A 20780-nucleotide genomic window follows, 5' to 3' on the forward strand; every position below is an offset into this window, starting at 1 on the left:
AGCCTGAAATTAACCTTTGAGCTGATCGAGGTCCTCGACGTTGATCGTGTCGAGGCTACGGAACAGGGTCACGAGAATCGCGAGACCGATCGCGGCTTCAGCGGCGGCGACAGTCAGCACGAAGAACACGAAGATCTGGCCGTGCACGTCGCCCAGATAGTGCGAGAACGCGACGAAATTGGTGTTCACCGCGAGCAGCATCAATTCGATGGCCATCAGGATGATGATGACGTTGCGGCGGTTCAGGAAGATGCCGACGATGCTGATCGCAAAGAGGATCGCACCGAGCACGAGGTAATGGGCAAGACTCAACATATTCGATTTCTCCTTCGCGCTCAGCCCTTGTTGTCGACCGTGCCCGCGCCGATGTTGCCGGTCACGGCAGGTTCCGTGGAGGCGTCGGGCGCCTGCGTTTCGGCCTGCATCTTCACGAGGCGCACGCGGTCTTCGCGGCGCACCTTGACCTGCTGGCTGACGGTTTGGGTCTTCTTGTCCTTCTTGTCGCGGATCGTGAGCGAGATCGCCGCGATGATCGCAACCAGCAGCACGAGGCCGGCGATTTCGAACGCGAAGATGTAGTCGGTGTAGATGACCTTGCCGATCAGTTGCGTGTTCGACATCGCCGCTGCGCCCGTCACCGCCGTCGACGTTTCGGGTGTGATCGTGCCGCCGTAGCCGTGCCAAAGGATCAGCGCGGTCTCGATCACGATGATCGCGCCGACGATGCTCGCGAGCGGCACGAAGCGCCTGAAATCCTTGCGCAGGACATCGATGTTGATGTCGAGCATCATGACCACGAACAGGAACAGCACCATCACGGCGCCGACATATACGAGAACCAGCAGAATCGCGAGGAATTCGGCTTGCAGCAGCATCCAGATCGCGGCCGCGTTGAAGAACGCGAGCACGAGGAAGAGCGCGGACGACACCGGGTTGCGCGAAGTGATCACCTTCAGCGCGGAAACGACCAGCAGCAGCGCGAAGATATAGAACAGTACGGTTGTGAATTCCATGATTACCGGTTCATCGTTAGGCCATCATCAGGCATGGTGTGTCGGCGCTTTCGGACAGGAGCCGCCCTCGGCGCGCGCCGCAGTGTGCCAAACAGCAACAACAAAATCGCTACGGTGCGATGCCGGAACATGAGGCTCGGGCATCGGACGCATATCAACGATAAGGCGCGTCGGCCGCCTTCGATGCGGCGATTTCCGTTTCGTAGCGATCGCCCACCGCAAGCAGCATGTCCTTCGTGAAATACAGGTCGCCGCGCTTTTCGCCGTGATATTCGAGGATGTGCGTTTCGACAATCGAATCGACCGGGCAGCTCTCCTCGCAGAAACCGCAGAAGATGCACTTGGTCAGGTCGATGTCGTAACGCGTGGTGCGACGGGTGTTGTCCGCGCGCGTTTCCGATTCGATCGTGATCGCCATCGCCGGGCACACCGCTTCGCACAGCTTGCAGGCGATGCAGCGCTCTTCGCCGTTCTCATAGCGGCGCAGCGCGTGCAGACCGCGAAAACGCGGCGAGATCGGCGTCTTTTCTTCCGGGAACTGCACCGTGATCTTGCGCTGGAACGTGTAACGTCCCGTCAGCGCAAGACCCTTGAGCAACTCGGTCAGGAAGAAGGTCTTAAAGAAGTTCTGAATAGCATTCATGATGTTTTCGTCCGCGCTCGCTTACTTCCAGATGTTGAGCGGCGACATGATCCAGAAACCGACCACGACCACCCAGATCACCGACACCGGCAGGAACACCTTCCAGCCGAGACGCATGATCTGGTCGTAGCGGTAACGCGGGAATGTCGCGCGCGCCCAGATGAAGACCGACAGCAGCAGGAAAACCTTGAAAACGAACCAGAATACGCCCGGAATGAACGACAGGAAGCCGAACGGTGCATCCCAGCCGCCGAGGAACAGCGTCGCTGCGATCGCCGAGATCACGATCATGTTGATGTACTCGGCGAGGAAGAACAGCGCGAACGCCATGCCCGAGTAATCGATCATGTGACCGGCGACGATTTCCGATTCGCCTTCCACCACGTCGAACGGGTGACGGTTCGTTTCCGCGATGCCCGAGATGAAGTACACGACGAACATCGGCAAAAGTGGCAGCCAGTTCCACGACAGGAAGTTGATGCCCCAGCCCGCGAACATGCCGCGCTGCTGCGAGTGCACGATGTCGGACATGTTCAGCGTGCCCGCGACCATCAGCACCACGACGAGCGCGAAGCCCATCGAGATTTCGTAGGACACCATCTGCGCCGCGGCGCGCATCGCGCCGAGAAACGCGTACTTCGAGTTCGACGCCCAACCCGCCAGAATCACGCCGTATACGCCGATCGACGAAATCGCCATGATGTACAGCAGACCCGCGTTGATGTCGCCGAGCACCGCTTTCGCCTGGAACGGGATCACCGCCCACACGGCGAACGCCGGCACCACGGTCATGATCGGTGCGATCACATAGATCCACTTGCTCGCAGCCGTCGGCTGAATGACTTCCTTGAGCAGAAGCTTCAGCACGTCGGCGATCGGCTGCAGCAAGCCTGCGGGGCCGACGCGGTTCGGGCCGAGACGCACGTGCATCCAGCCGATGAGCTTGCGTTCCCAGAGAATCAGGTAGGCCACGCACAGCAGGATGACCACCGAAACCACCAGGATGCGGACCACCGCCCACACCGTCGGCCATGCGACGCCCAGAAGCTGCGTGCCGCCTGCGTTGATCGTATCGAACAAGCCCATTTTTACGCCTTCTCCACTACCAGTTCACCGAACAGGCCGCCGAGCGCGGCGCCAGCCGTCGTGCCCGCCGACACGCGGACCACCGATTCCGCGAGATTCGCATCGCGGACCGCGGGCAACGTCACCGACAGATTGCCTTGGCGAATACGCACTGCTTCGCCATCCTTCAGACCGAGCTTGTCGAAGAGCGCGGTCGGGAGGCCCGCCACGTTTGCATCGCGTGCGGCTGCCGTCAAATGCAACGAGGGCGCGCGGCGCACGAGCGCATCGGCGTGATAGATCGGTACATCGGCGAGACGCTGCAGGCCGCTGCCGTTCAACACGACGTTCGATGCAGCGCGCTTGGCCTGCACCGTCGTCTTGTTCGACAGACGCGCGGTCAGATCGCCCGTGCCCAACGCCGCGACACGCACTTCGTCAGCGGTGTCGAACTCGAAGCCCGGCAGGCCGAGGATCGTGCCCAGCACGCGCAACACCTTCCAGCCCGGACGCGTCTCGCCCAGCGCGCGCACGACGCCATTGAACGACTGAGCCGTGCCTTCCGCGTTGACGAACGTGCCCGACGTTTCCGTGAACGGCGCGATCGGCAGCAGCACGTCCGCGTAGTCCATGCCGTGCTTGAACGGCGACATCACGACGACCATTTCCGCCGCCTTGAGCGCGGCGATGGCTTGCGCCGGATTGGCCGTATCGAATTCCGGTTCCGCGTTGAAGAGCACGTAGCCCTTGCGCGGCTGCTCGAACACTTCGCGCGCGTTGAGACCGCCCTCGCCCGGCAATGCATCGACGAGATGCGCGCCGACCGAGTTCGCCCCTTCCGTGAGGAAGCCGAGCGTCGCGCCGGTATTGTCGGCGATCCACTGGGCGGCCGCCTGAATCTGCGCGAAATCCGGATGCTGAACCGCGAGGTTGCCGAGCAGCACGACGCGCTGTTCGCCCGCCGACAGCGACGCCGCGACGTCCTTCGCCGCGGCCGACACTTCGCGACCCGCGAATGCGTCCGGCAGCGCGACGCCGCGCGCTTCCGAAACCGCCGCAGCGATGCCCGCAAGCTGATCGAGCCACGCCGACGGCGCCGCGACCAGGCGATGCGCGGTCGGGATCAGCGAGTCGTCGTTGCTTGCGTTGAGGAACGTGAGCTTCGCGCCGTTTTTCGCGGCCTGACGCAGACGCGCGGCAAACAGCGGATGATCGCGACGCAGGAACGAGCCGATGACGAACGCAGTGTCGATAGTCGACAGATTCGCGATCTTCGTGCCGAGCCACGGCGCGCCGACGCCGACCGGCGCCGAGAAATCGTTCTGACGCAGACGGAAATCGACGTTCGGCGTGCCGACGCCTTCAGCCAGCGTCTTCAGCAGATGCAGTTCTTCGACCGTGCTGTGCGGCGTGGCCAAAGCGGCGATGGCATTCGCGCCGTGATCCGCCTTGATGCCCTTCAGGCCCTTCGCGACGTACTCGAGCGCGGTCTGCCAGTCGGTTTCGATCCAGTTGCCGCCCTGCTTCAGCATCGGCGCGGTGAGACGCTCGTCGCTGTTCAGGCCTTCGTACGAGAAGCGGTCCTTGTCGGAGATCCAGCATTCGTTGATGGCTTCGTTCTCCATCGGCAGAACGCGCATCACGCGGTTGTTCTTCACCTGCACCACGAGGTTCGCGCCGACGGAATCGTGCGGGCTCACCGACTTGCGGCGCGACAGTTCCCACGTACGGGCGCTGTAGCGGAACGGCTTGCTCGTCAACGCGCCGACCGGGCACAGGTCGATCATGTTGCCCGACAGCTCCGAATCCACGGTCTTGCCGACGAACGACGTGATTTCCGAATGCTCGCCACGGCCCAGCATGCCGAGCTCCATCACGCCGGCGACTTCCTGGCCGAAGCGCACGCAGCGCGTGCAGTGGATGCAGCGCGACATCTCTTCCATCGAGATGAGCGGACCGACGTTCTTGTGGAACACCACGCGCTTTTCTTCGCTATAGCGCGACTGCGACTTGCCGTAACCGACGGCCAGATCCTGCAATTGGCACTCGCCGCCCTGATCGCAGATCGGGCAATCGAGCGGGTGGTTGATCAGCAGGAATTCCATCACCGACTGTTGGGCCTTCACGGCCTTGTCCGACGTCGTGCGGACGATCATGCCGTTCGATACCGGCGTGGCGCAGGCGGGAACGGCCTTCGGCATCTTTTCGACTTCGACGAGGCACATCCGGCAGTTCGCCGCGATCGACAGTTTCTTGTGATAGCAAAAGTGAGGGATGTACGTATCGACCTTGTGCGCAGCCTGGATCACCATGCTGCCTTCAGGCACCTCGACCGCCTTGCCGTCAATTTCTAGTTCAACCATGATGGATAAAGATCCTCAACCCTTCTCGAGCGTTGTCGCGCATCTGACTGCGCGCCTGATTACGCGGTAAGCGCTTCGGACGGCGCGTGATGCGCGTGCCCGCCGACGAGACAATGCTTGTGCTCGACGTGATATTCGAATTCGTCCCAGAAGTGCTTGAGCATGCCGCGCACGGGCATCGCCGCTGCATCGCCGAGCGCGCAGATCGTACGGCCCATGATGTTCTCGGCGACCGAGTTCAGCAGATCCAGATCTTCCTTGCGGCCGAGACCGTGCTCGATGCGATGCACGACGCGATACAGCCAGCCCGTGCCCTCACGGCACGGCGTGCATTGGCCGCACGACTCTTCATAGTAGAAGTACGACAGGCGCAACAGCGAGCGCACCATGCAGCGCGTTTCGTTCATCACGATGACCGCGCCCGAGCCCAGCATCGAGCCGGCCTTCGCGATCGAGTCGTAGTCCATGTCGGTCGCGAGCATCATGTCGCCCGGCACGACCGGCGCGGACGAGCCGCCCGGAATCACGGCCTTGATCGACTTGCCGCGCACGCCGCCCGCCAGTTCCATCAGCGTCGAGAACGGCGTGCCGAGCGGAATCTCGTAGTTGCCCGGACGGTTCACATCGCCCGAGACGGAGAAAATCTTCGTGCCGCCGTTGTTCGGCTTGCCGATCTCGAGGTAATTCTGCGGGCCGATTTCCAGCAGGAACGGCACCGCCGCGAACGTCTCGGTGTTGTTGATCGTGGTCGGCTTGCCGTACACGCCGAAGCTCGCCGGGAACGGCGGCTTGAAGCGCGGCTGGCCCTTCTTGCCTTCGAGCGATTCGAGCAGCGCGGTTTCTTCACCGCAGATGTACGCGCCGTAACCATGGTGCGCGTACAGCTCGAACGAGAAACCCGAGCCCAGGATGTTCGCGCCCAGATAGCCGGCCTGACGCGCTTCTTCGAGCGCCGCTTCGAACACGCGATAGACCTCGAAAATCTCGCCGTGGATATAGTTGTAGCCGACGGTGATGCCCATTGCATACGCGCCGATGGCCATGCCTTCGATCAGCGCGTGCGGATTCCAGCGCAGGATGTCGCGATCCTTGAACGTGCCCGGCTCGCCTTCGTCCGAATTGCAGACGAGATACTTCTGCCCCGGAAACTGACGCGGCATGAAGCTCCACTTCAGGCCGGTCGGAAAGCCCGCGCCGCCGCGGCCGCGCAGACCCGACGCCTTGACGTCGGCGATCACCTGCTCGGGTGGAATCTTTTCTTCGAGAATGCGGCGCAACTGCTTGTAGCCGCCGCGCGCGACGTAATCTTCGAGATGCCAGTTCTCGCCATTGAGGCCAGCGAGGATCAGCGGCTTGATGTGACGATCGTGGAGTGACGTCATTTCGAAAGTTCCTCGATCAACTGGTCGATCTTCTCGCGGCTCATGAAGCTGCACATGCGATGGTTGTTCACGAGCAGCACAGGTGCGTCGCCGCACGCGCCGAAGCACTCGCCTTCTTTTAGCGTGAACTTGCCGTCGGGCGTGGTCTCGCCGAAATCGATTCCAAGCTTCTGCTTGAGATATTCGGCAGCGCTGTCCGAACCGCCATCCGGGCCGAGCTGGCAGGGCAGATTCGTGCAGAGCGTGATCTTGTGCTTGCCGACCGGCTTCAGCTCGTACATCGTGTAGAACGTGGCGACTTCCTGCACCGCGACCGGCGGCATGCTCAGGTAATCGGCCACGAACTGCATGATTTCGGGCGAGAGCCAACCATGCTCTTCCTGAGCGACAGCGAGCGCCGCCATCACCGCCGATTGCTTTTGCTCGGCGGGATACTTCGCGACCGCGCGATCGATTTCTTTCAGGCCTTCAGCTGAGATCATTTTCAGACACGACTCTTTCAATTCCTACCGAACGAAAACCTGCCGCGCCCTTCGTATTGCGGCAGACCTGGCGTTCCTGCGGGTTCCTGTTATTGCTTTCGCGTTTCTTGCGCAGCGGCTCGGCGAGCCGACCGCGCAGGCGCCGATGAATCAGCGATCGATCTCGCCGAACACGATGTCTTGCGTACCGATGATCGTCACTGCGTCGGCGATCATGTGGCCTCGCGCCATTTCATCGAGCGCTGCGAGGTGTGCATAGCCCGGCGCGCGAATCTTCAGGCGATACGGCTTGTTCGCGCCATCCGAGATCAGGTAGATGCCGAACTCGCCCTTCGGATGCTCGACCGCAGCGTACGTTTCGCCTTCCGGCACATGGAAGCCTTCGGTAAAGAGCTTGAAATGATGAATCAGCTCTTCCATGTTGCTCTTCATGCCGACGCGCGACGGCGGTGCAACCTTGTGATTATCGACCATCACAGGGCCAGGATTCTTGCGCAGCCACGCAATGCACTGTTTGGCGATGCGCGTCGACTGGCGCATTTCTTCCACGCGCACCAGATAGCGGTCGTAGCAGTCGCCGTTCACGCCGACGGGGATGTCGAAGTCGAGCTGATCGTACACTTCGTACGGCTGCTTCTTGCGCAAGTCCCACTCGATGCCCGAGCCGCGCAGCATCGCGCCGCTCAAGCCCATCTGCAACGCGCGCTCCGGGCTCACCACGCCGATGCCCACGAGACGCTGCTTCCAGATGCGGTTGTCGGTGAGCAGCGTTTCGTACTCGTCGACACAGCCCGGGAAACGATTGAAGAAGTCCTCGATGAAGTCGAGCAACGAGCCCTGACGGTTCTCGTTCATCTTGTCGAGCGCCTTCGCGTTGCGGATCTTCGACGCCTTGTATTGCGGCATCGCGTCCGGCAGATCGCGATAGACGCCGCCCGGACGATAGTACGCCGCGTGCATGCGCGCACCCGACACCGCCTCGTAGACGTCCATCAGATCTTCGCGCTCGCGGAACGCGTAAAGGAAGACCGCCATCGCGCCGACGTCGAGCGCGTGCGAGCCGATCCACATCAGATGGTTCAGCACGCGCGTGATTTCGTCGAACAGCACACGAATGTATTTCGCGCGGATCGGCACGTCGATGCCGAGCAGCTTCTCGATAGCGAGCACGTAGCCGTGCTCGTTGACCATCATCGACACATAGTCGAGACGGTCCATGTACGGCACGGACTGCAGGAAGGTCTTGGTCTCGGCGAGCTTCTCGGTCGCGCGATGCAGCAGACCGATGTGCGGGTCGGCGCGCTGGATCACTTCGCCGTCGAGTTCCAGCACGAGGCGCAGCACGCCGTGCGCTGCCGGGTGCTGCGGGCCAAAGTTCAGCGTGTAATTCTTGATCTCTGCCATGGCGTTCTCTTAATGTTTCAGACCGCCATAGCGATCTTCGCGAATCACGCGCGGCGTGATTTCGCGCGGTTCGATCGTCACGGGCTGGTACACCACGCGCTTCTCTTCCGGGTCGTAGCGCATTTCGACGTAGCCGGAAATCGGGAAGTCCTTGCGGAACGGATGACCGATGAAACCATAGTCCGTGAGAATGCGGCGCAGATCGGGATGGCCTTCGAATACGATGCCATAGAGGTCGAACGCTTCGCGCTCGTACCAGTTCGCCGACGTCCAGATATCGACCACCGAAGCCACGATGGGCACTTCGTCGTCCGGAGCGAATACGCGCACGCGCACGCGCCAGTTGTGCGTGATCGAGAGAAGATGACTGACTGCCGCGAAACGCGGACCGTCGTAGACGCCGTCGCCATACGTCGAATAATCGACGCCGGAGAGGTCCATAAGCTGCTCGAAGCGCAGCGACGGGTCATCGCGCAACTGCTTGCAGACGTCCAGATAGTCGGCCGCCTTGACGACGACCGTCACCTGACCCAGCGACTCGGTAATGCTCTGGAGACGGCCGCCAAACGCCGTCTCGAGGTTCGCTTTGAGGGTCTCGAGTTTGCTTGCCATAGTTTGGGGAGACTCAGGCCCTTACTGACGGGCGATGGTGTTGGTGCGGCGAATCTTCGCCTGCAACTGGATCACGCCGTAGACCAGCGCCTCGGCGGTCGGAGGACAACCGGGAACGTAGACGTCGACCGGGACGATCCGGTCGCAGCCGCGCACGACGGAATACGAATAGTGATAGTAGCCGCCGCCGTTCGCGCACGAGCCCATGGAGATGACCCAGCGCGGCTCGGCCATCTGGTCGTACACCTTACGAAGCGCGGGCGCCATTTTGTTGCAGAGCGTGCCGGCGACGATCATCACGTCCGACTGGCGCGGGCTCGGGCGGAACACCACGCCGAAACGGTCCAGGTCGTAACGGGCGGCGCCCGCGTGCATCATCTCGACCGCGCAGCATGCGAGACCGAACGTCATCGGCCACAGGGAGCCGGTGCGCGTCCAGTTGATGAGCTTGTCAGCCGTGGTGGTGACAAAGCCTTCCTTCAAGACCCCTTCGATACTCATTTGTTTTCCACTCCAGATGAGCAGCCAGCCAAAGCCGCCCATGAATCCGGTGATCTAACTGTCATTCCCAGTCGAGTCCGCCCTTTCTCCAGATGTAGGCGAAACCGAGCAAAAATTCGAGCAGAAAAATCATCATCGCGATGAAACCAGGCCAGCCGATATCGCGCAGGGAAACACCCCACGGGAACAGGAACGCCGTCTCAAGGTCGAAAATGATGAAAAGAATCGCGACGAGATAGTAACGCACATCGAACTTCATACGCGCGTCTTCGAACGCTTCGAAGCCGCACTCGTACGGCGCGTTTTTCTCGGTGTCGGGCTTGTTGGGACCGAGGATCTTGCCAATGCTGACCAACGCTATACCTAAACCAAGGCCCACCAGAAGAAACAAGAAGACGGGGTAATAGGGTGCGAGGTTCAAGGCTATCCTCAGATCGGTAGATGTGGCCTGTAATTGATTGGGGCGCTTCAGCCGGGACGGACCACCCGGCAGGAGATATCACTTGGGACCGCTCACGATATCAGCACAACGTGACAACCGCTTTGATGTTGTCGATGCCGCCGTAAAAACGTAAGCGTACTCCAGAAGTGACAATGCCAGCCGAAGCGATGCAAGCGGCTGGCATTGGATAACTTTGGTGCCGACGGCGAGACTCGAACTCGCACAGCTTTCGCCACTACCCCCTCAAGATAGCGTGTCTACCAATTTCACCACGTCGGCACTGTACTGCAATCCGGGAAAACTACTTCTTAATTGCCGCGAATCGCTTCAAGACTTGAATTATAACTGGGCCCTTGGAATTGTTCAACGCACAAAATGCAAAATCCGCGAAAAATCTGTTCCGTCGTTATTTGGGCACGTCAGCACCCGGCGCCGACGATGCAACCGGTGCCGACACAGGCGCAGACGCTCCCGATGCGGCCACGGCCGGAGCCGATGCCGGCACAGGAGCCGCACCGCCCAACACACCCGCGGACGTCTGCGGCTTATAGCTTCCGAGATAGGTCAGCGCCAGCGTCGTCACGAAGAAGATCGCGGCGAGAATGGCCGTGGTACGCGACAGGAAGTTGGCCGAACCCGTCGCACCGAACAGACTGCCCGATGCGCCGCTGCCGAACGCCGCGCCCATGTCCGCGCCCTTGCCGTGCTGGAGCAGCACGAGGCCGATTACACCCAACGCCGACAGCAACTGAACGACGATAATCAATGTCTTCAAATACAGCATTTCAACTCACCCGATTCCTGATGTTTCCGTGACACCTTCGTGTCGCACTATGCTCTTTCGCCTGCCGTGCCCGCTCGCCGTTCGACGCTCAATGCGTCACGGTTTGCGCCGCCCGGCAGATCGCCAGAAAATCTTTCGACTTCAGCGACGCGCCGCCAATCAGCCCGCCGTCGATGTCTTTCTGCCCGAACAGCTCTTCCGCGTTTTCCGGCTTCACGCTGCCGCCATACAAGAGCGGCACGTTCGCAACCGTTGCGCCCTTCTCCAGCAGCTTGTGACGCAGAAACGCATGAACATCCTGCGCCTGCCCCGGCCGCGCGGTCTTGCCCGTACCGATCGCCCAGACCGGTTCGTACGCGACCACGATGCCCGCCGCCTGCTCTTCCGTGAGCGCCTGCAACACGGCTTCGAGCTGCGTGCCGATGATCCGCTCCGTCGTGCCCGCCTCACGTTCTTCCAGCGTCTCGCCGACACAGACGATCGGCGTAAGGCCCGCTTCGATCGCGCGCTGCGCTTTCGACGCGACGAGTTCCGGACTTTCGCGATGATACGCGCGTCGCTCCGAATGCCCGACGATCGCGTACGTGACGCCGAAGTCCGCCGCCATCTCGGCCGCGACTTCGCCGGTGAACGCACCGCCCGTATGCGCCGACACGTCCTGAATGCCCCAGCGCACCACCGAGCCGCTGAGCAGCGCTTGCGATTGCGCGAGATACGGACACGGCACGCACACGCCGACGCTCACGCCCTTCTGCAAAGCCGATGCGCCCGCGGCGACCTCGATCAGCAAGGTCGCATTTTCTCCGATGCGGCCGTGCATCTTCCAGTTGCCCACCACCAGTTTCGCTCGTTCTCTGGACATATGTCTCGTCAGTCGGTGGCGGCTTGTTGCATGCACGTGGTCAGCCGCCCTGTTATAAGAATGAACCGCTACGAACCGCAAACTGCCTGCAAAACAGGCGATTTTACTGTGTTACGACGAAACCGGTCAAACCATCAAAAGCGAGCCGCAACATGAAACGCTCCCTCCCGGCGAATTTCACGCGTCGTCGCGCCAGTCGAGCACGATCTTGCCGACGTGCGTACTGCTTTCCATCAGTGCGTGCGCGGCGGCTGCATCGCGCGCCGGGAACACCTGATGGATCACCGGCTTGATGCGCCCCGCCTCGATTTCCGGCCAGACGCGCTCCTTCAGCTTCGCCGCGAGCTTCGCCTTGAATGCGACGGGACGCGGACGCAGCGTCGAACCCGTGATGACGAGACGCCGGCGCAGCACGTCGTTCAGATTGATCTCCGCCTTCGCGCCGCCGAGCAGCGCGATCACGCAGATGCGCCCGCCGTCGGCAAGCGCCTTGAGCTCGCGCTGAAGATAGTCGCCAGCGACCATATCCAGAATGACGTCGACGCCGCGATCGTTCGTCAGCGACTTCACCACTTCGACGAAATCTTCCGTCTTGTAGTTGATCGCCCGCTCCGCGCCGAGCGCTTCGCACGCGCGGCACTTTTCATCGGTGCCGGCCGTGGCGAACACGCGAAAGCCGAGCGCTTTGGCGATCTGAATCGCCGTCACGCCGATGCCGCTCGACCCGCCCTGCACGAGCAGCGTTTCTTCCTCGCCGTTCTCGCCCGCGCCCAACTGACCGCGTTCGAACACGTTGCTCCACACCGTGAAGAACGTCTCCGGCAAGGATGCCGCCTCGATGTCCGACAGACCCTTCGGCACCGGCAGACACTGTTCGAGCGGGGCCACCGCGTATTCGGCGTATCCGCCGCCCGCGAGCAGCGCGCACACGCGATCGCCTTTTTTCAGACCGAACGGGTTGTGCTTCGGATCGAAATCGCCATCGACGATTTCACCGGCAACCTCCAGCCCCGGGAGATCCGACGCGCCCGGCGGCGGCGCATAAGCGCCCTTGCGCTGGAACACGTCCGGCCGGTTGACGCCGGAAGCGGCCACCTTGATCAACACCTCGCACTTGCCCGGCGCAGGCGTCGGACGCTCGCCGAGTTTGAGAACTTCGGGTGCGCCGAACTCAGTGATTTCGATGGCCTTCATATGCTCTCCCTGTGCCGCCCAGAGTTAGTGTGCATCCGAACCGGATGGCACTGCGCGCGCCTCGAAGCAATCCGCGCTCCACACACTGCCATCGAGTCCGATGACGCGTCGGACAATGCATAGCGTCCCAAGCGTCATACATGAAAACGGCCGGCTCGCTGAAGCGGCCGGCCGTCTACACATTACCGCATTACTGCTGCGGGTGCGTCGGTTCTGCCTGCTGCGCGCCTTCGTTCAGAAGCGCCTTCGCCGACAGACGCACACGACCCTTTTCGTCCGTCTGGATGACCTTGACCTTCACGATCTGGCCTTCCTTCAGATAGTCGTTGATGTCCTTCACGCGCTCGTTGACGATCTCAGAGATGTGCAGCAGACCGTCCTTGCCCGGCAGAATGTTCACGATCGCGCCGAAATCGAGCAGCTTGAGCACCGGGCCTTCGTAGACCTGGCCGACTTCCACTTCCGCCGTGATGTTCTCGATGCGCTTCTTCGCGTCGGCCATGCCTTCCGCGCTCGTGCTCGCGATCGTCACGACGCCGTCGTCCGAAATGTCGATGGTCGTGCCGGTTTCTTCCGTCAGCGCGCGGATCACGGAACCGCCCTTGCCGATCACGTCGCGGATCTTCTCCGGATTGATCCTGATGGTGATCATGCGCGGCGCGTAGTCCGACAGTTCCGTGTTCGTCGTCGGAACGGCGGCGGTCATCTTGCCGAGGATGTGCATGCGGCCTTCCTTGGCCTGCGCGAGCGCGACCTGCATGATTTCCTTCGTGATGCCCTGGATCTTGATGTCCATCTGCAGCGCCGTGACGCCCTGCGACGTGCCGGCGACCTTGAAGTCCATGTCGCCGAGGTGATCTTCGTCGCCGAGGATGTCGGTCAGAACCGCGAACTTGTTGCCTTCGAGGATCAGGCCCATCGCGATGCCCGCGACGTGCGCCTTCATCGGCACGCCGGCGTCCATCAGCGCGAGGCAGCCGCCGCAGACCGAAGCCATCGACGACGAACCGTTCGATTCAGTGATTTCCGACACGACGCGAATCGAATAGCCGAACTCGTCGGCGCTCGGCAGGCACGCGACCAGCGCGCGCTTCGCCAGACGGCCGTGGCCGATTTCGCGGCGCTTCGGCGAACCGACGCGGCCGGTTTCGCCCGTCGCGAACGGCGGCATGTTGTAGTGAAGCATGAAGCGCTCGCGGTATTCGCCTTCGAGTGCGTCGATGCTTTGCTCATCGCCCTTCGTGCCGAGCGTCGCGACGACGAGCGCCTGCGTTTCGCCGCGCGTGAAGAGCGCCGAGCCGTGCGTGCGCGGCAATACGCCCGTACGAATTTCGATTGGACGAACGGTGCGCGTGTCGCGGCCGTCGATGCGCGGCTCGCCGTTCAGGATCTGCGTGCGGACGATCTTCGCTTCGATATCGAACAGGACGTTGCCGACCGTCGCCGCATCGGCCGCGACCGTGCCGCCCGTCGCGGCTTCTTCCGCCAGCTTCGCCGACGTCGCCGCGTAGACTTCCTTCAGCTTGGCCGAGCGCGCCTGCTTGTTGCGCAACTGATAAGCCGCTTCGAGTTCCGGCTTGGCGATTTCCGTGACGCGCGCGATGAGCGCTTCGTTCTTCGGCGCCGGCTGCCAGTCCCACTCGGGCTTGCCGCCTTCGCGCACGAGTTCATGGATCGCGTCGATGGCGGTCTGCATCTGCTCGTGGCCGAAAACGACCGCGCCGAGCATCACTTCTTCGGACAGCTGCTGCGCTTCCGATTCGACCATCAGCACCGCGCGCTCCGTGCCCGCGACGACCAGATCGAGCGCCGATTCCTTCATCTGCGGGCGCGTCGGGTTCAGCACGTACTCATTGTTGATGTACGCGACACGTGCCGCGCCGACCGGACCGTTGAACGGCAGTCCCGACACGGCGAGCGCGGCGGACGCGCCGATCAGCGCCGGAATGTCGGCCGGAACATCCGGGTTCAGCGACAGGACGTGGATCACGACCTGAACTTCGTTATAGAAGCCTTCCGGGAACAGCGGACGCAGCGGGCGGTCGATCAGACGCGAAATCAGCGTTTCGCCTTCCGACGGACGGCCTTCGCGGCGGAAGAAGCCGCCCGGGATCTTGCCGGCGGCATAGGTCTTTTCGAGGTAGTCGACGGTCAGCGGGAAGAAGTCCTGGCCCGGCTTGGCGGTCTTCGCGCCGACGACGGTTGCGAGCACGACGGTATCTTCGACATCGACGATCACCGCGCCGCTCGCCTGACGGGCGATTTCACCCGTTTCGAGGCGGACGTTGTGCTGTCCCCACTTGAACTCTTTGACGATCTTATTGAACATTTCGACTCCTTCTACGTTTGCGCCGCGCCGGTCGACTGGCGCGTGCGGGAAGGTCCGGAGCCGCGCTTGAGAGGTGTGTTATGCCATTCCAGCGCGATGCGTTTCGATGAACGTCGTCGCGCTGGAATGACACAAAGCTCCGCTGCGAGGCTGGACCGAGTGTCGGACCGGATGGACTCATCCGGGATAAAGCTTATGAACTGCCGAAACTTCCGACTGCGTGGCAACTCCGGGCGCCGATTGCCGAAAACACGATCGGGCACCACTTCGTGACCGAAACGCACAAAAACAAAGTGCCTGTATCAGCGGACTGACACAGGCACTTCATTAGGACGTTGGCCGCAAAGCCACGCTTGGCGCCAATTACTTGCGCAGACCCAGCTTTTCGATCAGCGAGCGATAACGATCCGCGTCCTTGCCCTTCAGGTAGTCGAGCAGCTTACGACGACGGCTCACCATGCGCAGCAGACCGCGGCGGCTGTGGTGATCCTTCGAGTGCGACTTGAAGTGGACGGTGAGTTCGTTGATGCGGCTCGTCAGCAGTGCGACTTGCACTTCGGGAGAACCGGTGTCGTTTGCGCCGCGTGCGTATTCAGCGACGATGTCGGATTTCTTGATTTCTGCTACGGACATTTGCTTTTCCTTTGATACAGACAGGCGGTCACGGAAGAAAGGCCGTGCCGTGGATTTACAAAAAGTGAATCGTTTCCGGCAATGCGCCAAAAACGAAGCGCAAAGTATAGCACAGTGCAATGTCTCGCCGAAGCACTTCTGCGCGGGGCGAATCGGCGCCTTAGCGCGGCGGGCGCGACATGCGGCACGTCGTCGGTTGCGCCGTCCTGTCGGCGGGGACGCTCTGAAGCGTGCGGAAGCCGTAGCCCGAGCCTTCGTTATCGAGCGCGACGCCTTTCGTCCCCGCCTTGTCCATTTCCATGACGTAAAGGGGCTGGATCACCTGATGATCTTCGGCACGCACGGTCATCGGGTGGAAGCCTTCGCCGTCGAACTTCATGCCTTCGAGCGTGCGCGCCACCGCGAGCGGGTCCGCGCTTTTTGCGTGCGTCATCGCGGCGGCGAGCATTTCTACCATCAGCGGCATACGCGCGACAAGGTAATCGTCCGCGGCGGCAGGATAGCGGGCTCTGAACGCGCGATAGTACGCGTCCGAAGCAGCGCTGCCCGCATTCGGATGCCAGTCCGCCACGGCGATCACGCGCTTCACGCCGGCATCGCCGAGCGCGGCCGGAGCGCCCAGACTGTTGCCGTAGAACGTGTAGAACTTCGTGTCGAGCCCCTGCTCGCGCGCGGCTTTGACGAGAAGCGTCAGATCGTTGCCCCAGTTTCCGGTGATCACCGCGTCCGCTCCACTCGCGCGGATTTTCGCGATGTAAGGCGCGAAATCCTTCACGCGCCCGATCGGATGAAATTCGTCGCCCGCGATCGCGATGTCCGGGCGCCGCTCCCTGAGCGCGCGCTGTGCCTCGCGGCTCACGTCGTGGCCGAAGCTGTAATCCTGATTGAGCAGATAGACCTTCTTCACCGCGCGATCGTCTTTCAGCGCATCGGCGAGGGCATCCATCCGCATGCCGGCGTGCGCGTCGAAGCGGAAATGCCAGAAACTGCACGCGTCGTTGGTGAGCGCGGGATCGTCGGCGGAATAATTGAGGAACAGCACGCGGCGATCCGGCTCGCGAGCGTTTTGGCGGTCGACAGCCGCTACGAGCGCCGCCGCCACCGCCGAACTGTTGCCCTGCATGACGAAGCCGATCTTCTCGTCGATCGCCGCACGCAGCTGCACGAGACTCGCCTCGCTGCTGCCCTTGCCATCGAGCACGACGAGTTGCAGCGGATGCGCGCCGTCCGCGAGCTTCACGCCGCCTTGCGCGTTCACGCGCTCGACGCCGAAACGCAGATTGCGCTCGACCATTGCGCCGGCGTTCGCGAACGGGCCGGACATGCCTTCGATCAGCGCGAGCTTGATGGGTGGCAATTCGGCCGCCCGCGCCGTCATGGACAAGGCAAGACACGCCGATGCCGCGATGCGCAGCCATTGCATCGCGCGCGCGCTGGTTCCGTTCTTCATGAGTTTCCGCCGATCCGCCGAAAGCGCGGATCATAGGCTGCAGCGCGCGCCCCGCGCAAGTCGCGATTGCCGACACATCGGCTTGAATGCCGCGACGTATCGGAGAATGCTTTGCCGCGCGCGCATGTCAAAATCACGGGAAACATCGAACAAACGCTGCTCGCCGCCGCGAGGAGCAAGCACGTGGAGGCTTCAATGCTGCACATACTCAACCGCATGCGCGCATCGCTGACATGCGCCGGGGTCGCGCTCCTTCTGTCCGCCTGCGCGCAGCCGTGGCAGAACTATCAGGCTGGCGCGGATGCCTCGACGATCACCGCCCGCCTCGGCCCGCCGCGCGAAATCTACGATCTGCTCAATGGCGGCAAGCGCCTGATGTGGCCGACGCAACCGCTCGGCGAATTCACCACCGCCGCCGATATCGACGCTTCCGGCAAGATCGTCAATGTTCGGCAAGTGCTCGACGAAAACGAGTTCTACAAGGCGCAGATCGGCACCTGGACGAGGCAGGACGTGCTCGTGAACTTCGGGCGGCCCGTGGAGACGTCGTACTTTCCGCTGATGAAGCGCGAAGTCTGGAGCTATCGCTACATGGAGGCGAACATCTGGTATCTGATGTACAACTTCTATTTCGACGAGCAGGGCATCTTGCGCATGACGCAGAAAACGCCCGATCCGTTGCACGATCCGGATCGGCGCAATCTGTTCTGAGCGCATCGACGCCATGTAAAAAGCCCTCGCGCGATGAACTGCACCCCAAAAGTTGGACACCCGTTCAACGATTTGGGGTGTTTTTTTGAACCGCTTGGATTTCTTGGACAGTGCCGAGCGTTAGTGTTCGGTCTTTCATGAGCCTTCGGCCGTGGGCCGGAGGCTGTATTGCCGGGCGAATTCACCCGGTGTTAGCTCTTTGAGCGCCATGTGAGGTCGAGTCTCATTGTAGTCGCGGCGCCAAGCCTCGATCTCTCGTTTGGCTTCCGCCAACGATTCGAACCAGTGCAGGTTCAGACATTCGTCCCTGAACGAGCCGTTGAATGTCTCGATGAAGCTGTTGTCGGTGGGCTTGCCTGGCCGGCTGAAGTCGATCTGCACCTTGTAGTGGTAGGCCCACATGTCCAGCAGGCGACCCGAGAATTCGCTGCCGTTATCGGCGAACAGGAACCTCGGTGCGCGGCGCTGAGCCACCAAACGATTCAGCACTGACACGACGTCCTCGGCACGCAAGCGCTTGCCTACTTCAATGGCCAGCGCTTCACGGCTAAAGATGTCCACGACCGTCAGGGCGCGCAAGCGGGTGCCGTCGGCTAACTGGTCCGCCACAAAGTCCAGACTCCAGACTTCATTGGGACGAACCGGCACGCAACGCTCGCGGCGCGATACCACCATCTTGCGGCGCTTGGGTAGCTTCGAACGCAGTTGAAGCTGCTCTTCGGCGTAGAGCCGATAGACCCGATTACGGCTCACACGCCAACCTTCACGCTTGAGCAGCACGTGCACGCGCCGGTAGCCATATCGAACGCGCGTCTGCGCAATCTCGCGCATGCGTTGACGCAGTGCCGTTTGCGGGTCCTTGACGCTGCGATAGTAGTGGGTACTGCGAGCTTGCTTGACCAGCCGGCACGCCCGCTGCGTCGGAAGACCGTAGTGATCCACGATGTAGCTCACTGCCTGTCTCTTCAGCGCGGGCGCGGCCACTTTTTTGTGGCGATATCCTGCAGGATGGCCTTGTCCAGACTCAGTTCCGCAACTAGCTTCTTGAGCCGCTCGTTCTCATCCTGGAGTTGCTTCAGTTCGCGGACCTGGTTCGACTCCAGACCCGCGTACTGCTTCTTCCATCGGTAATACGTCTGCTCCGATATCCCGAGCTGCCGAACCAGATCCGCCACCGGCATGCCCAGCTCAGCCTGCTTGAGCGCGGCCACGATCTGCTCCACCGAATATTGCTTGCGCTTCATCGCCAACCTCCCGTTCCTATTGGGAAAATTGCCTCCGAAACACTAACACTCATTTGTGTCCACGATTTCTAGAGCAGATCACGAAGAGGGCTTTTTTGCGTTTCGACCGATCGAATCAAAGCTGCGGATTGAGCTTTTCGACCTTCGAATGCAGCTTGTTCAACGCGGCGATGTACGCCTTCGCCGACGCCGCGACGATGTCCGGATCCGTGCCCACGCCGTTCACGATGCGACCGCTCTTCGACAGACGCACGGTGACTTCGCCCTGCGCCTGCGTGCCGGTCGTGATCGCGTTGACCGAATACAGCACGAGCTCCGCGCCGCTCTCGACCTTCGATTCGATCGCGTGCAGCGTCGCATCGACCGGACCGTTGCCGCGCGCTTCGCCCGTGACTTCGGTGCCTTCCACCGCGAACACGACCTTCGCTTGCGGCTGCTCGCCGGTTTCCGAATGCTGCTTCATCGACACGAAGCGGAAGTGCTCTTTCGCCTGCGCCTCGGCGGATTCCTCGGAGACGATCTGCATAATGTCTTCGTCGAAGATTTCGGCCTTGCGGTCGGCGAGATCCTTGAAGCGCGCGAATGCCGCGTTCACATCTGCTTCGGATTCGAGCGTCACGCCCAGTTCTTCCAGACGCTGCTTGAACGCATTTCGGCCCGACAGCTTGCCGAGCACGATCTTGTTCGCGCTCCAGCCCACGTCTTCCGCGCGCATGATTTCGTAGGTGTCGCGCGCCTTCAGCACGCCGTCCTGATGGATGCCCGAAGCGTGCGCGAACGCATTCGCCCCGACGACCGCCTTGTTCGGCTGCACGACGAAACCGGTGATCTGCGAGACGAGCTTCGAGGTCGGCACGATCTGCGTCGTGTCGATGCCCAGATCGAGGCCGAAGTAATCCTTGCGCGTCTTCACTGACATCACGATTTCTTCGAGCGACGTATTGCCCGCGCGCTCGCCCAGACCGTTGATCGTGCATTCGACCTGACGCGCGCCGCCGATCTGCACGCCCGCGAGCGAATTCGCGACCGCCATGCCGAGGTCGTCGTGGCAATGCACCGACCAGATCGCCTTGTCGGAGTTCGGCACGCGCTCGCGCAGCGTCTTGACGAGATTGCCGTAGAGCTCCGGCACGCCGTAGCCGACCGTATCCGCGATATTGATGGTGCGCGCGCCTTCGTCGATCACGGCTTCGAGCACGCGGCAGAGATAATCGATATCCGAGCGGCTGCCGTCTTCCGGCGAGAATTCGACATCATCCGTGAACTTACGCGCGAAACGCACCGCGAGGCGCGCCTGGTCGTAGACCTGCTCCGGCGTCATGCGCAGCTTCTTCTCCATGTGCAGCGCCGACGTCGCGATGAACGTGTGGATACGGAACTGGCCGGCGGGCTTGAGCGCATCGGCGGCGCGCTGGATGTCCTTGTCGTTCGCGCGGGCGAGCGAGCAGACCGTGCTGTCCTTCACGAGCCCCGCGATGGTGTGGATCGCGTCGAAGTCGCCGTTCGAGCTGGCCGCGAAGCCCGCCTCGATCACGTCGACCTTCATGCGTTCCAGTTGCTTCGCGATGCGGATCTTCTCTTCCTTCGTCATCGACGCGCCGGGGGACTGCTCGCCATCGCGCAAGGTCGTGTCGAAGATGATCAACTTGTCTGCTGCCATGTTGGG

At 61.9% G+C, this 20780-nt stretch carries 20 protein-coding genes and 1 tRNA gene; 1 reads left to right on the forward strand and 20 read right to left on the reverse strand.

Translation table 11 applies throughout. The annotated features are described in order from the left end of the window. Window positions 1-9 precede the first annotated feature (9 nt). The 18 genes from nuoK to NCS00_RS09075 form a co-directional block, all read right to left on the reverse strand. Entirely contained in the window at window positions 10-315 is a 306-nt protein-coding gene (gene nuoK / locus NCS00_RS08990; protein ID WP_007588140.1) for an NADH-quinone oxidoreductase subunit NuoK, read from the reverse strand. 20 nt (window positions 316-335) lie between these two features. Beyond that, the gene (locus NCS00_RS08995) at window positions 336-1013 is read right to left on the reverse strand and encodes an NADH-quinone oxidoreductase subunit J (RefSeq protein ID WP_008341733.1); all 678 of its coding nucleotides are present in this window, start codon (window positions 1011-1013) and stop codon (window positions 336-338) included. A 154-nt stretch (window positions 1014-1167) separates the two neighbouring features. Beyond that, a complete protein-coding gene (gene nuoI, locus NCS00_RS09000) occupies window positions 1168-1656 on the reverse strand; it encodes an NADH-quinone oxidoreductase subunit NuoI (protein WP_008341734.1) in 489 nt (162 codons plus the stop codon). A gap of 21 nt (window positions 1657-1677) precedes the next feature. Beyond that, window positions 1678-2742, reverse strand: coding sequence for an NADH-quinone oxidoreductase subunit NuoH (gene nuoH, locus NCS00_RS09005; protein ID WP_008341736.1), 1065 nt, complete (start codon window positions 2740-2742; stop codon window positions 1678-1680). 2 nt (window positions 2743-2744) lie between these two features. Continuing rightward, window positions 2745-5084, reverse strand: a complete 2340-nt coding sequence (gene nuoG, locus NCS00_RS09010) for an NADH-quinone oxidoreductase subunit NuoG (RefSeq protein ID WP_175983175.1) — start codon at window positions 5082-5084, stop codon at window positions 2745-2747. 59 nt (window positions 5085-5143) lie between these two features. Then, window positions 5144-6466: an NADH-quinone oxidoreductase subunit NuoF gene (gene nuoF / locus NCS00_RS09015; RefSeq protein ID WP_008341740.1), complete on the reverse strand. Its 1323-nt coding sequence runs from the start codon at window positions 6464-6466 to the stop codon at window positions 5144-5146. Then, complete coding sequence (nuoE, locus tag NCS00_RS09020) at window positions 6463-6948, reverse strand: NADH-quinone oxidoreductase subunit NuoE (protein WP_008341741.1); 486 nt, start codon at window positions 6946-6948, stop codon at window positions 6463-6465. Before nuoE ends, nuoF begins: the two co-directional genes overlap by 4 nt. A 150-nt stretch (window positions 6949-7098) precedes the next feature. Next, the gene (locus NCS00_RS09025) at window positions 7099-8352 is read right to left on the reverse strand and encodes an NADH-quinone oxidoreductase subunit D (RefSeq protein ID WP_008341742.1); all 1254 of its coding nucleotides are present in this window, start codon (window positions 8350-8352) and stop codon (window positions 7099-7101) included. Window positions 8353-8361: 9 nt separating this feature from the next. Next, window positions 8362-8964, reverse strand: a complete 603-nt coding sequence (locus tag NCS00_RS09030) for an NADH-quinone oxidoreductase subunit C (RefSeq protein ID WP_008341743.1) — start codon at window positions 8962-8964, stop codon at window positions 8362-8364. 21 nt (window positions 8965-8985) lie between these two features. After that, on the reverse strand, window positions 8986-9465 hold the full coding sequence (locus tag NCS00_RS09035) for a NuoB/complex I 20 kDa subunit family protein (RefSeq protein ID WP_006052903.1): 480 nt from the start codon (window positions 9463-9465) through the stop codon (window positions 8986-8988). Between the two features lie 61 nt (window positions 9466-9526). Continuing rightward, on the reverse strand, window positions 9527-9886 hold the full coding sequence (locus NCS00_RS09040) for an NADH-quinone oxidoreductase subunit A (RefSeq protein WP_008341784.1): 360 nt from the start codon (window positions 9884-9886) through the stop codon (window positions 9527-9529). Between the two features lie 215 nt (window positions 9887-10101). Further along, window positions 10102-10186 (reverse strand) — tRNA-Leu (locus tag NCS00_RS09045). Window positions 10187-10313: 127 nt separating this feature from the next. Then, window positions 10314-10691 (reverse strand): preprotein translocase subunit SecG, encoded by a 378-nt coding sequence (gene secG / locus NCS00_RS09050; RefSeq protein ID WP_175983176.1) that lies wholly within the window; start codon window positions 10689-10691, stop codon window positions 10314-10316. A gap of 88 nt (window positions 10692-10779) precedes the next feature. Then, entirely contained in the window at window positions 10780-11553 is a 774-nt protein-coding gene (tpiA, locus tag NCS00_RS09055) for a triose-phosphate isomerase (RefSeq protein WP_008341786.1), read from the reverse strand. Between the two features lie 177 nt (window positions 11554-11730). After that, window positions 11731-12747, reverse strand: a complete 1017-nt coding sequence (locus NCS00_RS09060; RefSeq protein ID WP_034473898.1) for an NAD(P)H-quinone oxidoreductase — start codon at window positions 12745-12747, stop codon at window positions 11731-11733. A 190-nt stretch (window positions 12748-12937) separates the two neighbouring features. Continuing rightward, on the reverse strand, window positions 12938-15076 hold the full coding sequence (gene pnp / locus NCS00_RS09065; protein ID WP_250439935.1) for a polyribonucleotide nucleotidyltransferase: 2139 nt from the start codon (window positions 15074-15076) through the stop codon (window positions 12938-12940). Between the two features lie 363 nt (window positions 15077-15439). Continuing rightward, complete coding sequence (gene rpsO / locus NCS00_RS09070; RefSeq protein WP_008341789.1) at window positions 15440-15709, reverse strand: 30S ribosomal protein S15; 270 nt, start codon at window positions 15707-15709, stop codon at window positions 15440-15442. 160 nt (window positions 15710-15869) lie between these two features. After that, the gene (locus NCS00_RS09075) at window positions 15870-17159 is read right to left on the reverse strand and encodes a branched-chain amino acid ABC transporter substrate-binding protein (RefSeq protein ID WP_250439940.1); all 1290 of its coding nucleotides are present in this window, start codon (window positions 17157-17159) and stop codon (window positions 15870-15872) included. Window positions 17160-17354: 195 nt separating this feature from the next. Between NCS00_RS09075 and NCS00_RS09080 the strand changes: the two genes are divergently transcribed. Next, the gene (locus NCS00_RS09080) at window positions 17355-17870 is read left to right on the forward strand and encodes a hypothetical protein (protein WP_250439942.1); all 516 of its coding nucleotides are present in this window, start codon (window positions 17355-17357) and stop codon (window positions 17868-17870) included. Between the two features lie 135 nt (window positions 17871-18005). Here the strand turns inward: NCS00_RS09080 and NCS00_RS09085 are convergent. Together NCS00_RS09085 and NCS00_RS09090 are read right to left on the reverse strand one after the other, a co-directional pair. Then, window positions 18006-19114 (reverse strand): IS3-like element ISBcen22 family transposase gene (locus NCS00_RS09085; protein WP_124633364.1). Its coding sequence is split into 2 segments (ribosomal slippage): window positions 18006-18853 and window positions 18853-19114, totalling 1110 coding nucleotides; the frame shifts between segments, so codons are not numbered across the junction. A 115-nt stretch (window positions 19115-19229) separates the two neighbouring features. Continuing rightward, window positions 19230-20774, reverse strand: a complete 1545-nt coding sequence (locus NCS00_RS09090) for a 2-isopropylmalate synthase (RefSeq protein ID WP_008341793.1) — start codon at window positions 20772-20774, stop codon at window positions 19230-19232. Window positions 20775-20780: the final 6 nt, after the last annotated feature.

The organism is Caballeronia sp. AZ1_KS37 (genome assembly GCF_023631165.1).
In the GTDB taxonomy this organism is placed as follows: domain Bacteria; phylum Pseudomonadota; class Gammaproteobacteria; order Burkholderiales; family Burkholderiaceae; genus Caballeronia; species Caballeronia zhejiangensis.

Coding starts and splice junctions, on each gene's coding strand:
- nuoK (WP_007588140.1), bottom strand. CDS start 315: ATGTTGAGTCTTGCCCATTACCTCGTGCTCGGTGCGATCCTCTTTGCG.
- NCS00_RS08995 (WP_008341733.1), bottom strand. CDS start 1,013: ATGGAATTCACAACCGTACTGTTCTATATCTTCGCGCTGCTGCTGGTC.
- nuoI (WP_008341734.1), bottom strand. CDS start 1,656: ATGAATGCTATTCAGAACTTCTTTAAGACCTTCTTCCTGACCGAGTTG.
- nuoH (WP_008341736.1), bottom strand. CDS start 2,742: ATGGGCTTGTTCGATACGATCAACGCAGGCGGCACGCAGCTTCTGGGC.
- nuoG (WP_175983175.1), bottom strand. CDS start 5,084: ATGGTTGAACTAGAAATTGACGGCAAGGCGGTCGAGGTGCCTGAAGGC.
- nuoF (WP_008341740.1), bottom strand. CDS start 6,466: ATGACGTCACTCCACGATCGTCACATCAAGCCGCTGATCCTCGCTGGC.
- nuoE (WP_008341741.1), bottom strand. CDS start 6,948: ATGATCTCAGCTGAAGGCCTGAAAGAAATCGATCGCGCGGTCGCGAAG.
- NCS00_RS09025 (WP_008341742.1), bottom strand. CDS start 8,352: ATGGCAGAGATCAAGAATTACACGCTGAACTTTGGCCCGCAGCACCCG.
- NCS00_RS09030 (WP_008341743.1), bottom strand. CDS start 8,964: ATGGCAAGCAAACTCGAGACCCTCAAAGCGAACCTCGAGACGGCGTTT.
- NCS00_RS09035 (WP_006052903.1), bottom strand. CDS start 9,465: ATGAGTATCGAAGGGGTCTTGAAGGAAGGCTTTGTCACCACCACGGCT.
- secG (WP_175983176.1), bottom strand. CDS start 10,691: ATGCTGTATTTGAAGACATTGATTATCGTCGTTCAGTTGCTGTCGGCG.
- tpiA (WP_008341786.1), bottom strand. CDS start 11,553: ATGTCCAGAGAACGAGCGAAACTGGTGGTGGGCAACTGGAAGATGCAC.
- NCS00_RS09060 (WP_034473898.1), bottom strand. CDS start 12,747: ATGAAGGCCATCGAAATCACTGAGTTCGGCGCACCCGAAGTTCTCAAA.
- pnp (WP_250439935.1), bottom strand. CDS start 15,076: ATGTTCAATAAGATCGTCAAAGAGTTCAAGTGGGGACAGCACAACGTC.
- rpsO (WP_008341789.1), bottom strand. CDS start 15,709: ATGTCCGTAGCAGAAATCAAGAAATCCGACATCGTCGCTGAATACGCA.
- NCS00_RS09075 (WP_250439940.1), bottom strand. CDS start 17,159: ATGAAGAACGGAACCAGCGCGCGCGCGATGCAATGGCTGCGCATCGCG.
- NCS00_RS09080 (WP_250439942.1), top strand. CDS start 17,355: ATGCTGCACATACTCAACCGCATGCGCGCATCGCTGACATGCGCCGGG.
- NCS00_RS09090 (WP_008341793.1), bottom strand. CDS start 20,774: ATGGCAGCAGACAAGTTGATCATCTTCGACACGACCTTGCGCGATGGC.